Here is an 11,480-nt window from a genome sequence, read left to right as displayed (position 1 = left end):
TCGTTTGAGAAATGACCGTAAAGACCAACCCAAAGACCGGCGGAGACAACCGCACGGCCAGTAACACCACTAAAGGAAAATGACGCCACATGGCTAACGCAACCATGGAGGAATTCGAAGCCCTCCTTAACGAAAGCTTCGAAATCGACACGCCCGAAGAAGGGGCTGTTGTTAAAGGCAAGGTGATCGCGATTGAAGCGGGCCAGGCCATCATCGACGTCGGCTACAAAATGGAAGGCCGCGTTGATCTGAAAGAATTCGCAAATCCCGGTGAAGCCCCTGAAATCGCTGTCGGCGATGAGGTCGAGGTCTTCCTGCGCACGGTCGAAAACGCCCGTGGCGAAGCTGTCATCAGCCGCGAAATGGCCCGCCGCGAGGCCGCCTGGGATCGTCTGGAAAAAGCATATGCAGACGAAGAGCGCGTCGAAGGCGCCATCTTCGGCCGCGTCAAGGGTGGCTTCACTGTCGACCTCGGCGGCGCTGTTGCCTTCCTGCCCGGTTCGCAGGTTGACGTGCGCCCCGTGCGCGACGCTGGCCCGCTGATGAACCTCAAGCAGCCGTTCCAGATCCTGAAAATGGACCGTCGCCGTGGCAACATCGTTGTGTCGCGCCGTGCGATCCTTGAAGAGTCCCGCGCCGAACAGCGCGCCGAGGTCATCGGCAAGCTGTCTGAAGGCGACGTGGTTGACGGTGTCGTCAAGAACATCACCGAATACGGCGCGTTCGTCGATCTGGGTGGCGTTGACGGCCTGCTGCACGTCACCGACATGGCATGGCGCCGCGTGAACGACCCCAAAGAGGTTCTGTCCATTGGCGAAACCGTCAAGGTGCAGGTCATCAAGGTCAACAAGGACACCCACCGTATCAGCCTGGGCATGAAGCAGCTGCAGGAAGATCCGTGGAACCTGGTCGAAGGCAAGTACCCGCTGGACTCGACCCACACCGGCCGCGTCACCAACATCACCGATTACGGTGCGTTCGTAGAGCTGGAGCCCGGCGTCGAAGGCCTGGTTCACGTGTCCGAAATGTCCTGGACCAAGAAGAACGTTCACCCCGGCAAGATCGTTTCGACCTCTCAGGAAGTCGAAGTCATGGTGCTGGAGATCGACACCGCCAAGCGCCGTGTTTCGCTCGGTCTCAAGCAGACCATGCGCAACCCGTGGGAAGTGTTCGAAGAGCAGTACCCGGTCGGCACCGTTGTCGAAGGCGAAGTCAAGAACATCACCGAATTCGGTCTGTTCGTTGGCCTCGACAACGACATCGACGGCATGGTTCACCTCTCCGACCTGACCTGGGAAGGCCGTGGCGAAGACGTGATCGGCAACTACCGCAAGGGCGACGTCGTTCAGGCAGTTGTTTCCGAAGTCGACACCGACAAGGAACGCATCTCGCTGTCCATCAAGGCCGTTGAAGGTGATCCCTTCGCCGATGCCGTCGATGGTGTGAAGCGTGGCTCGATCATCACTGTGGAAGTGACCGCGATCGAAGATGGCGGCATCGAAGTGGATTACGAAGGCATGAAATCCTTCATCCGCCGCTCCGATCTGTCCCGTGACCGTGCCGAACAGCGCCCCGAGCGCTTCCAGGTTGGCGACAAGCTGGACGTTCGCGTCACGAACGTGGATGGCCGGTCGCGCCGTCTGGGTCTGTCGATCAAGGCCCGCGAAATCGCGGAAGAAAAAGAAGCCGTGGAACAGTACGGTTCCTCCGATTCCGGCGCATCGCTCGGCGATATCCTTGGCGCAGCTCTCAAGGGCGGCGACAACTGATACCGGCGTCAGCCAAGCATTGGGGCCTCGCGGAAACGCGGGGCCCTTTGCGTTTTTACCCCTCCGAATCAGTTTCAACGGACGGGCCGTCAGACAGACGCTGATCGGCAGATCACCGCGAAACATCGGCGACAAGCTGCGTGTAGACCCACAGTTCGGCCAATTTCCCCCGGATTTTCAACGGCTTTTCAATTCCCCCAAGGCATCTTTATGCTTATAGTCTAGCATCAGGAAACCGCGGCCAGGGGGTTTGGATGATACGATCGGAACTGATCCAAAAGCTGGCTGACGAGAATCCGACACTCACCCTGCGTGAGGTCGAGATGATCGTCAGTGCAATTTTCGAAGAGATCATCGGAGCATTGTCGCAAGGCGACCGCGTGGAACTGCGCGGTTTCGGCGCGTTTTCCGTGAAGAAAAGGGATGCGAGGGTTGGACGAAATCCGCGCACCGGTGAAAGTGTCCAGGTGGAAGAGAAACACGTTCCTTTCTTCAAGGCCGGCAAGCTGTTGCGCGACAGGTTGAACGGTTTGGAAGGTTCCTGAACGGTGAAATACATCAAATACCTGTTTTTGGCTGTCATCGGCATTGCGCTGGTGCTGGTTTCGCTTGCCAATGTCGAGCCGGTGACGCTGACCGTGCTACCCCACAATCTGGCGGAATGGGTGAACTGGAACTACGCGATCACCCTGCCATTATTTCTGGTGATCCTTGGGGGCATTCTGGCCGGTTTGCTGATCGGCTTCGTCTGGGAATGGTTCCGCGAGCATAAGCAGCGGGCCGAGGCCAAGGCACAGCGCAAGGAACGCGATCAGCTGGCGCGTGAGGTTCAAAGCCTGCGCGGCGAAGCCAATCGGGGCCGGGACGAAGTGCTTGCGCTTCTGGAAGACTGAACCGATCCCATGTCGACTGCCGTCAAATTCTGCGGGCTGACCCGGTCAGAGGACATCGCCGCAGCGCATGATGCTGGCGCGCGGTATGTGGGTTTCGTGCATTTTGCCAAATCCCCCCGGCATCTGGACATCGAGCCGATGGCAGCCCTCGCTGTCGAAGTGCCGCCAGGGCTGGCCAAGGTGCTGCTGAGTGTGAATGCCGACAACGCGACTCTCGACACCATCACGGCGCGGGTTCCTCTCGATATGTTGCAGCTTCACGGGCATGAAAGCCCGGACCGCGTGGCGGAGATAAAGGCGCGGTACGGTCTGCCGGTGATGAAGGCGATCGGTGTGGCTGATGCCGGGGATCTGGCGGCCATTGATCTCTATTCGCCCGTAGCCGACCAGCTTCTGATCGACGCAAAGCCCCCAAGAGGCGCGGATTTGCCCGGCGGCAATGGGCTGGCGTTTGACTGGCGCTTGCTGGCTGACCGCAAGTACTGGACCCGACCCTGGATGTTGGCTGGCGGGCTGACCCCGGACAACGTGGCCGAGGCGGTGCGGTTGACCGGCGCGAAGCAGGTTGATGTGTCGTCGGGAGTGGAAAGCGCTCCGGGCGTAAAGGATGCAGGGCTGATGGCGCAATTTTCAGCGGCGGCGAGGGGCTGATGGGAATTCTGGGCAAGCTGCTGATCTATGGTGCGATTGCGGCGGCCGGCGCGGCATTCGCAACGCGGCCATCGGTCGATGAGGTGCGCGCGCTTTATCGGGAAATGGTCGCCGCTGAAATTGCTGATGGGTCGATCATTTCGGCCGATAATGGCGCAGCACAAACCGCACTTGCAGCCTGCCAGGTGACACCCGCCAACTGCGCGCGATTGATCGAGGGAGTGATCTCATTCGAATACGAGAATCGCTACCTGTTTGCGACGGTCGTAACACAGTCGCCGTTTTTTGAGCCACGCAGCTGCCTCGCGGCATTTGACCGGCTGCTTTGCCGCTAGGGGGTAGTTTACCCTGTGTTAACCAGCGCGGGGCTAGGCTTCCCGGCATGGCTGAGTTACCTGAATACCTGACCCCAGACCTTTGGCTCGATCAGATGTTCTCCTCGAAAGAGGCGCAGCGCGGGGGTGTCGTGAAACGCCAGATCCGCGATGTGGAACGGCTGGTGGGGCGGCAAGCCTTCGCCCGCGCGCTGGAGCGCAAAGGGCTCCAGGCAGTGGAGAATGGTCGCCATTTCGTCGTGTTCTGCAATGGCGCCCCAATTCGAAGGGTGCGGTGAAAGGGCCTTCGAAGGCCCTTTGAAAAAGCCGCTTCGAAGCGGCTTCAAACGCGGTTTCGAAACCGCGTCTTCAAAGGCGTTTCGAAACGCCTTTACACCGGCTGCTCTTGTCCCCAAGCGTTCGCTCGAATAGGACAGGTCAGATGACTCTGCAAGGATGACCGACATGGCCGAAGACCTGATCAATTCCTTCATGACGGGCCCCGATGAAAACGGTCGCTTCGGCGATTTCGGCGGGCGCTTCGTGTCGGAAACGTTGATGCCGCTGATCCTGGAATTGGAAAAGCAATACGAATTCGCCAAGACAGATGACAGCTTTTGGGCAGAGATGAATGATCTGTGGACGCACTATGTCGGTCGTCCCAGCCCGCTTTATCTTGCCGATCGCCTGACCGAGCATCTGGGCGGTGCCAAGATCTACATGAAGCGCGACGAGCTGAACCACACCGGCGCGCACAAGATCAACAATGTTCTCGGCCAGATCATCCTTGCCCGCCGCATGGGCAAGACCCGGATTATCGCCGAAACCGGGGCAGGGCAGCACGGGGTGGCCACCGCTACGGTCTGCGCCAAGTTCGGCCTGAAATGCGTGGTCTACATGGGCGCGCATGATGTCGAGCGGCAGAAACCCAATGTCTTCCGTATGCGCCTGCTCGGGGCCGAAGTCGTCCCCGTCACTTCCGGCCGTGGCACGCTGAAAGACGCCATGAATGACGCGCTGCGCGATTGGGTGACCAATGTGCGTGATACGTTCTACTGCATCGGCACCGTGGCGGGTCCGCACCCATACCCAGCCATGGTCCGAGACTTTCAGCAGATCATCGGCAAGGAAGCCAAGGCGCAGATGCTGGAACGCGAGGGCCGCCTTCCCGACACGATTATCGCCGCTATCGGTGGCGGATCGAACGCCATGGGCCTGTTCTTCCCCTTCCTCGACGACAAATCGGTCAACATCATCGGCGTTGAGGCCGGCGGCAAAGGTGTGAACGCCAAGATGGAGCATTGCGCCTCGCTGACCGGTGGTCGCCCCGGCGTGCTGCATGGCAACCGGACGTACCTCTTACAGGACGATGATGGGCAGATCCTCGAAGGCTACTCGATTTCGGCTGGTCTGGATTACCCCGGCATCGGCCCGGAACACAGCTGGCTGCACGAGATCGGACGCGCCAAATATGTCTCTATCACCGACAAGGAAGCGCTGTCGGCGTTCCAGCTTTGCTGTGAGCAAGAGGGGATAATCCCGGCGCTGGAGCCCTCTCACGCGCTGGCCCATGTGATCAAGATCGCGCCGGATCTGCCGAAGGATCACATCATCTGCATGAATATGTGCGGGCGCGGCGACAAAGACATCTTCACGGTCGCGAAACATTTGGGTTTCGACATGGCCGAAGCGGATTGAAAGATCGCGAAAGCCTGACCCCGGTCAGACGGTATCGAATGGGCGTCCTGCATAGGGCGCCCTTTTCATTTGTTGCGCAGTCTCGCAATAATGTTGCGCATCCGTCACGGTGTGATTGTTACACGAAATCACATATTGAGCGACTCATCCCCCTTGCCTTATCACCCGCCCTCACCAGCCGACGGGCTGGCCCTAACGGCAGGGGGTGATCACCCCTCCGGTGCGGGCGGCACTGCCGACCTCGTATGCCAGGGCCTGAAACCGGGGCAGGTGCCAAACGTGACAACCAAACGTCACGCGAAAGTAGCTCAGTTGGTAGAGCATCGGACCGTTAATCCGAGTGGCGCAGGTTCAACTCCTGCTTTTCGCTCCAAAAAGCCCCAGAGGGCACTGGTTTTCGCACAACCAGCCACGTGAGTGGTTTGAAACATAGGGTTCCGGGGTCGCTTCGCGAGGGGTGACCGGATCCTCCGGCTTGCCCGGGGGGGAAGGATGCCACTCGTCCTGGCCTTGGGCCGGGAGAGTCGTGATGCAGACCCGCCTGCTGTCGCCAGGTTCCGCCGCTCAAGGCCGGACCCCCGCGTCGCTGGTGGCCTGCCGCTCCGCCTCTCTCCGCCCAGGGGCATGGCAGGGCCGACGCTGGAACCCACCCCATTCCCGCGAAGGGCAATCCCGCCCGTCGCCAACGCCTGCCACGGCTCTCAGCCCGTGCAACCCAATCAACCTCAAAGGAGATCGCGCTTTGCGACGACGACGATAGACACGACCATGAAAAGGAGACCTGACATGTCTATTTTGAAAGCCCTCAGGAACCAGCGACGTTTGCTTGTTCCGATCAACACCCGCACCCTCGTGCTTGCCAAGGGAAAGATCGACACGATCCTCGGCCCAGGTGAGCACTGGATAGACATTCAGGAGGTTCAGACCGAACGGTTTGATCTCTCCTCCCCACGGTTCGTGTCCGCGCTCGCCGCAGCTTTGCGTCGGGACCGGCCCGACTTGGTCGAGGCCCATTTCACCGAGGTTCAAACCGGACCCGATGAGGTGGCCGTGATCACCCGCGAGGGGATTGTCACCGATCTTGTGGCGCCGGAACAGCGCGTGCTTTTCTGGACCGATGCAGGCCCATGGACTGTCGACCGGTTCGACATGGCGGCAGAGGTGATGGTCGACCCGGCCCTTGCCCGCCGGCTTGAGCGGGCACGGTTGGATGGCCAGATTAGCGTGACCACGGTCGAGGAAGGGCGCGTGTCCCTTCTTTTCACCGACGGTCAGCTTGTGAAAGTGCTCGACCCCGGGACGCATTGGTTCTGGATTTTCGGGCGCAAGCATACCGTCCGACAGGTCGATATGCGCTGGCAGACCAAAGAGGTCACGGGTCAGGAGATCCTCACCAAGGACCGCGTGTCCATCCGGGTGAACTTGACCGCCGTCTTCCGTGTGGTGGATGCGGTGAAGGCCGTGACCGCCGTGCGCGATCATGACGAGGCGCTTCACCGCGCCGTGCAGCTTGCGTTTCGCAAGACGCTCGGGGCGATGACCCTTGATCAGGTCTTGGCCGAGAAGGGGATGGTCGACGCCGAGGCCGCCAAGAAGGTCCGCGCCGAAATGGCGGGGATCGGGATCGAGGTGGGTGAGATCGCATTGAAGGATGTGATCTTGCCCGGCGAGATGCGCGACATCCTCAACGGGGTGGTCGCCGCCCAAAAAGAGGCTGAGGCCAACGTGATTCGACGGCGTGAGGAAACGAACGCTACGCGGTCCTTGCTCAACACGGCCAAAGTCATGGCGGATAACCCCGTCATGTTGCGGTTGAAAGAGCTTGAGGCGTTGGAGTCTATCGCGGCCAAGGTTGAACGGCTTACGGTCCACAACGGGACCGAAGGTCTTATGACCGACCTCGTAAAGCTTCGCGACTGAGCGAAAGCCCCTGAAAACAAAGGCCCGTCCGGAGGAATCCGGGCGGGTCTGCCCGTTTATACCTTGGGTTTAGGCGCCTGAACCGGGGGTTTATGGACCCAGGGATAAACGGCGGGCAAATAGAGTGTCATCCGCGAAAGTGCTTTCTGTCCGGTCATCGGATCGGCGGGCCCCCTATCGATCCGTCCTAGAGACAACATCAACAGGAGACGATCCATGACCCCGAAATCCATTCTGACCGCATCCGTAACGGCGGTGCTGCTGTCCACCACCACACTGTCTGCTCAGACATCTAATGACGCGGTGAATGAAGCCATCGCCGAACTTCAGGGCGCCGGCTACATGCATATTGAAGTTCGCATCCGCAATGGCGGCTACCGGATCGAAGCGACCGGTGCCGATGGGTCGATTGAGCAGACCTTCGACCGCGACGGCAACCTGATCCGCGAAGAGGTGGTTTCCGGCGGGATTGAGACCGAAACCACATATGACGCCAACGGAAATGTCATCTCGACTGAAACCGGACCTGCCGATGATGACGACGACCACGATGACGATCATGACGACGACGATGATGATCATGACGACGATGACGATCATGACGATGACGATGACGACGACGATCATGACGATGACGACGACGACGATGATGATGACGACAATGACGACGATGAAGACGACGATGATGACGACGACGACTAAGGACCGAGATCGGCAGAGGTTCCTTTAAGGAGATTGGTGTGCTCTCCTATTGCCGATAGACGGACCTTGCTCTGCCCCGCCCATCCCCCCAACTGTCCGGCGGGGCAGAGTCATTCAACGAAGGAGACGGCATTGATGAAACCCATGCGCCTTTTGATGGCCACCGCGCTCTGCCTTTCGGCGGGGCCCGGGGCACTTTGGGCACAGGATATCGAGGCCCAGATCATCGCGCAGCTTCAGGCCCAGGGCTACGACCATATTCAGGTGACACGTACCTGGCTTGGGCGTGTGCGGATCGAAGCAGAAGGCCGCGGCCGCGAACGTGAAATCATCTTCAATCCGAACACGGGTGAAATCCTGCGTGACTACTGGGAGCTTGAAGACGACCGACACGAAGGCGGAGGTGTGCTGCCGTCTTCAAGCTCGGGCGGCAGCGATGACGACAACAGCGGCTCCGGTGATGACGATGATGACGATGACGACGACGATGATGACGACGACGATAACAGCGGTCCGGGCGGGGGCGATGATGATGAGGGGGATGATGATGACGATGACGATGATTGAGCCCCGTCAGCAACCGGAAAGGCCGGTGCGTGACCAAGGGTAAACTGCTCTTAGCGGTAGTCTTGCTGGTGCAGCTGGTCTGCTCGGTCTTTTTCGTGTCCGAGATTGTTTTGACCATTTTCAACGTTCGCGCCCGTCCAATCAGCTGGCAGACCCGCGAGCTGATGGAGATCGGCGCGACCATCGGTTTGATCCTCGGCTCCGTGATCGGCGGAGTTTACCTGCGCAATTCCCTGCGTCGCACTGCAGCGGCCGAACAGAAACTTAAAGCCGCATCCGGGGCCTTCATGGAGGTGATGGAGGAACGCTTTGACGATTGGGGCCTGACCCCTGCCGAACGTGATGTGGCTCTTTTTGCGATTAAGGGCATGTCGATCCAAGAGATCGCCGCCTTGCGCGAAACCTCGGAAGGTACAGTCAAGGCGCAGACCAACGCGATTTATCGCAAAGCCGGCGTCAGCGGACGCCCGCAATTGCTGAGCGTCTTTATCGAGGACCTTGTGGATGTGGATGACCGGGTGCGGATCGCCGCCGAATAGGTCAGAACGCCGCCAATTCTTTCAGAACCTCCAACGGCACGATGTCCAAGGCGCGGGCATGGGTCGCCTGCAATCGAACCCTTGGTGCGCAGCCCTCCTGATAGGCCTGTAGAAAGCGGCCGGCACACAGGCACCACTGGTCGCCCGGCTTCAGCCCGGAAAAGCCGAATTCGGGTCGCGGCGTGGACAGGTCGTTTCCGACATATTTGGAATAGGCAAGGAACTCGGCGGTCATCTCGGCACAAACCGTGTGGCTACCCTGATCTTCGGCACAGGTGTTGCAGTGACCGTCACGGAAGAACCCGGTCAAAGGGGCGGTCGAGCAGGGTTGCAGAACCCCGCCCAACACGTTCACGGAGGCGTCCATTTTTGTCACTGGCCGTCCTCCGGTTGCTGGTCCGGCTCTGACTCCGGCTGCGGCTCTGAAAGGGGTTCCGGTTCGGGCTCTGGTTCCGGTTCCGGTTCCGGTGGAGCGAGGCTATCGGCAATCAGGCGAAAGATGCGCACGTTTTCTTCGTTGATGCCGGCATCGCGGAACTGCCGGTCGGCGCCGGTTGTTGCAATGACCACGTCATTGAGTTGATCGACATAGATATACTGGCCGTAGATACCACGCGCCATGAACTGCCCAGGTTCTGACCCTACGGGAATCCACCACTGGTACCCATAACCGATCTCACCGGGTGCGGTGTTGGCCGATGCGGTTGTCGAGGCCGCAACCCAGTCCGGTGACAGGATCCTTTGGCCGTCATATTCGCCATTGTTCAGAAAGAGCAGCCCTAACCGCGCATAGTCGCGCGTTGTCATGTTCAGCCCGCCAAGTACGAAGGCGACGCCCTCACCATCGGTCAGATAATAAGGGGTACTGTCCATGCCGAGCGGCTGGATGATACGCTCTGACAACAGAGAAGGAATATCGCGGCCGGTTGCCCCCCGGATCACCATGCCGATCACATGGGTGTCGATGGACACATATTGCCACTGCTCACCCGCAGGGCGGTCGTTTTCGGTCAGTGCTGCGGCAAAGCCATCCAGCGTGCCGCCAAGGGCGATCTCGCGCCCCATTCGGTTGATGTCTGAATCGTAGTCCAGATAGTCCTCGTCGAAGGTCACGCCGGACGACATTTGCAGGACGTCCAGAATTGTCGCGCCATCATATGCGGACCCGGCCAGCATCGGGACGTAGTCCGTTACTTGCGCGCCCAGTTCCGGGATTGTGCCGTCATCGACCAACGTGCCCATCAATGCGGAGAGAAAGCTTTTGGCGACCGACCACGATATCCGCTGATCTGACGGCGCGGTGCCCAGATGATAGCTCTCGTGCCGGATCTGGCCGCCTTGCAGCACCAATAGCGAGGTCACCGCACGCTCTTCGATCCATTCTGTCACGTCGGCGGGCAGCTCTGCGGGCTCTCCCTCGGGCAGCGAGCTGGCGGGGCCCGAACCGCGCGGCACCTCAACGTTCAGGAAAGCCTCGTCCATATGGCTGAAATTGTGAACGATAAGCTCTGCATCAAAGAGCGAGTTAACCGCCCAAAGCCGCTGAATTTCCTCGCGCATGTACCAGCCGGCTGTGGCGGTAACGATAAGGAATATCAGAAGAATCCGAACCAGTAGTTTTATGATACGACGACGCATTGCGTGCCCCCTTTTGGATGCGCGAAAGCAGAACATGGCAGTGCCGCACGCGGCAATCCTGACCCAACGTCAGGCAGCAGGTCAACGGAAGCGGTCCACCAGCTTCTGCAATGCGGACCTGTTGTCTTCTGACTCTGCCTCGGGCTCTGCTTCGGGTGGCTTGGCGGCGGGCTTGGGTTTGTCGCTGCCCGAAGATCGGGGCGGGGCGGTTCGCAGGGCGACGGCGTTCATGAAGCGACCAGTGTCGCCGCGCGCAAGCTCTGGCGCGCCGTCGGAAATCCCGCGCAGCAGATCGTCAAGCCAGTCCTGATCGGCCTTGGCAAAATCGGACAGAACATAGGGCGCCACACGGTCCTTATGGCCAGGATGGCCAATGCCAAGCCGCACCCGGTCGTAGTGCGGACCGATATGCTGATGGATCGAGCGCAGCCCGTTGTGACCCGCATGACCGCCACCCGCCTTTACCCGGCACTTTCCGGGGGCGAGGTCCAGTTCGTCGTGAAACACGGTGATATCAGTCGAGTCCAGCTTGTAGAACCGCATCGCCTCGCCCACGGATTGCCCGGACAGGTTCATGAAGGTTTCGGGTTTCAGCAGCAGGACCTTCTCCGATCCGAACTTCCCTTCGCTCAGGCTGGCCTGAAACTTGCTACGCCACGGCGCAAAGCCGTGATCCTCGGCCACCCGGTCCAGCGCCATGAAGCCGATATTGTGCCGGTTGCCCGCGTATTTCGCACCGGGGTTCCCAAGACCAACCCAGAGTTTCATGGCATCCTCGCATTCAAATTG

General features: G+C 59.8%; 14 protein-coding genes and 1 tRNA gene. 12 read left to right on the top strand and 3 right to left on the bottom strand.

The features are described from left to right. Nucleotides 1-89: 89 nt before the first annotated feature. The 12 genes from rpsA (at nucleotide 90) to ACROHD_RS10530 (ending at nucleotide 9,053) form a co-directional block, all read left to right on the top strand. Complete coding sequence (rpsA, locus tag ACROHD_RS10585; RefSeq protein WP_432677734.1) at nucleotides 90-1,769, top strand: 30S ribosomal protein S1; 1,680 nt, start codon at nucleotides 90-92, stop codon at nucleotides 1,767-1,769. Between the two features lie 254 nt (nucleotides 1,770-2,023). Then, entirely contained in the window at nucleotides 2,024-2,314 is a 291-nt protein-coding gene (gene ihfB, locus ACROHD_RS10580) for an integration host factor subunit beta (RefSeq protein ID WP_432677733.1), read from the top strand. A gap of 3 nt (nucleotides 2,315-2,317) precedes the next feature. Then, nucleotides 2,318-2,662 (top strand): LapA family protein, encoded by a 345-nt coding sequence (locus ACROHD_RS10575; protein WP_432677732.1) that lies wholly within the window; start codon nucleotides 2,318-2,320, stop codon nucleotides 2,660-2,662. A 9-nt stretch (nucleotides 2,663-2,671) separates the two neighbouring features. Further along, nucleotides 2,672-3,313, top strand: a complete 642-nt coding sequence (locus ACROHD_RS10570) for a phosphoribosylanthranilate isomerase (protein ID WP_432677731.1) — start codon at nucleotides 2,672-2,674, stop codon at nucleotides 3,311-3,313. Beyond that, the gene (locus ACROHD_RS10565; protein ID WP_432677729.1) at nucleotides 3,313-3,648 is read left to right on the top strand and encodes a hypothetical protein; all 336 of its coding nucleotides are present in this window, start codon (nucleotides 3,313-3,315) and stop codon (nucleotides 3,646-3,648) included. Before ACROHD_RS10570 ends, ACROHD_RS10565 begins: the two co-directional genes overlap by 1 nt. Before the next feature lie 47 nt (nucleotides 3,649-3,695). Next, complete coding sequence (locus tag ACROHD_RS10560) at nucleotides 3,696-3,926, top strand: N-(5'-phosphoribosyl)anthranilate isomerase (protein ID WP_432677728.1); 231 nt, start codon at nucleotides 3,696-3,698, stop codon at nucleotides 3,924-3,926. Between the two features lie 166 nt (nucleotides 3,927-4,092). Next, complete coding sequence (trpB, locus tag ACROHD_RS10555) at nucleotides 4,093-5,325, top strand: tryptophan synthase subunit beta (protein ID WP_432677727.1); 1,233 nt, start codon at nucleotides 4,093-4,095, stop codon at nucleotides 5,323-5,325. 297 nt (nucleotides 5,326-5,622) lie between these two features. Next, nucleotides 5,623-5,698 (top strand) — tRNA-Asn (locus ACROHD_RS10550). A gap of 413 nt (nucleotides 5,699-6,111) precedes the next feature. Further along, nucleotides 6,112-7,245 carry a slipin family protein gene (locus tag ACROHD_RS10545; protein ID WP_432677726.1) on the top strand — a complete coding sequence of 378 codons (1,134 nt, stop codon included), beginning with the start codon at nucleotides 6,112-6,114 and terminating at the stop codon, nucleotides 7,243-7,245. A gap of 216 nt (nucleotides 7,246-7,461) precedes the next feature. Then, complete coding sequence (locus ACROHD_RS10540; protein WP_432677725.1) at nucleotides 7,462-7,947, top strand: hypothetical protein; 486 nt, start codon at nucleotides 7,462-7,464, stop codon at nucleotides 7,945-7,947. A 135-nt stretch (nucleotides 7,948-8,082) separates the two neighbouring features. After that, nucleotides 8,083-8,514: a hypothetical protein gene (locus tag ACROHD_RS10535; RefSeq protein ID WP_432677724.1), complete on the top strand. Its 432-nt coding sequence runs from the start codon at nucleotides 8,083-8,085 to the stop codon at nucleotides 8,512-8,514. Between the two features lie 29 nt (nucleotides 8,515-8,543). Continuing rightward, the gene (locus ACROHD_RS10530; protein ID WP_432677723.1) at nucleotides 8,544-9,053 is read left to right on the top strand and encodes a helix-turn-helix transcriptional regulator; all 510 of its coding nucleotides are present in this window, start codon (nucleotides 8,544-8,546) and stop codon (nucleotides 9,051-9,053) included. A gap of 1 nt (nucleotide 9,054) precedes the next feature. Here the strand turns inward: ACROHD_RS10530 and ACROHD_RS10525 are convergent, their stop codons facing one another. The 3 genes from ACROHD_RS10525 to pth all read right to left on the bottom strand — a co-directional run bounded on the left by ACROHD_RS10525 (nucleotide 9,055) and on the right by pth (nucleotide 11,459). After that, nucleotides 9,055-9,420, bottom strand: coding sequence for a DUF2237 family protein (locus ACROHD_RS10525; protein WP_432677772.1), 366 nt, complete (start codon nucleotides 9,418-9,420; stop codon nucleotides 9,055-9,057). A gap of 5 nt (nucleotides 9,421-9,425) precedes the next feature. Beyond that, nucleotides 9,426-10,691 carry a serine hydrolase domain-containing protein gene (locus ACROHD_RS10520; RefSeq protein WP_432677722.1) on the bottom strand — a complete coding sequence of 422 codons (1,266 nt, stop codon included), beginning with the start codon at nucleotides 10,689-10,691 and terminating at the stop codon, nucleotides 9,426-9,428. Between the two features lie 81 nt (nucleotides 10,692-10,772). Next, a complete protein-coding gene (gene pth, locus ACROHD_RS10515; protein ID WP_432677721.1) occupies nucleotides 10,773-11,459 on the bottom strand; it encodes an aminoacyl-tRNA hydrolase in 687 nt (228 codons plus the stop codon). Nucleotides 11,460-11,480 lie beyond the last annotated feature (21 nt).

It is taken from the genome of Nioella aestuarii (genome assembly GCF_050896395.1).
Taxonomy (GTDB): domain Bacteria; phylum Pseudomonadota; class Alphaproteobacteria; order Rhodobacterales; family Rhodobacteraceae; genus Nioella; species Nioella aestuarii.
The sequence above is the reverse complement of the archived record's forward strand: the minus strand, read 5'-3'. Positions and strand labels throughout refer to the sequence as shown.

Coding starts and splice junctions, on each gene's coding strand:
- ACROHD_RS10535 (WP_432677724.1), top strand. CDS start 8,083: ATGAAACCCATGCGCCTTTTGATGGCCACCGCGCTCTGCCTTTCGGCG.
- ACROHD_RS10560 (WP_432677728.1), top strand. CDS start 3,696: ATGGCTGAGTTACCTGAATACCTGACCCCAGACCTTTGGCTCGATCAG.
- ACROHD_RS10520 (WP_432677722.1), bottom strand. CDS start 10,691: ATGCGTCGTCGTATCATAAAACTACTGGTTCGGATTCTTCTGATATTC.
- pth (WP_432677721.1), bottom strand. CDS start 11,459: ATGAAACTCTGGGTTGGTCTTGGGAACCCCGGTGCGAAATACGCGGGC.
- ACROHD_RS10540 (WP_432677725.1), top strand. CDS start 7,462: ATGACCCCGAAATCCATTCTGACCGCATCCGTAACGGCGGTGCTGCTG.
- ACROHD_RS10565 (WP_432677729.1), top strand. CDS start 3,313: ATGGGAATTCTGGGCAAGCTGCTGATCTATGGTGCGATTGCGGCGGCC.
- ACROHD_RS10545 (WP_432677726.1), top strand. CDS start 6,112: ATGTCTATTTTGAAAGCCCTCAGGAACCAGCGACGTTTGCTTGTTCCG.
- trpB (WP_432677727.1), top strand. CDS start 4,093: ATGGCCGAAGACCTGATCAATTCCTTCATGACGGGCCCCGATGAAAAC.
- ACROHD_RS10570 (WP_432677731.1), top strand. CDS start 2,672: ATGTCGACTGCCGTCAAATTCTGCGGGCTGACCCGGTCAGAGGACATC.
- ACROHD_RS10525 (WP_432677772.1), bottom strand. CDS start 9,420: ATGGACGCCTCCGTGAACGTGTTGGGCGGGGTTCTGCAACCCTGCTCG.
- rpsA (WP_432677734.1), top strand. CDS start 90: ATGGCTAACGCAACCATGGAGGAATTCGAAGCCCTCCTTAACGAAAGC.
- ihfB (WP_432677733.1), top strand. CDS start 2,024: ATGATACGATCGGAACTGATCCAAAAGCTGGCTGACGAGAATCCGACA.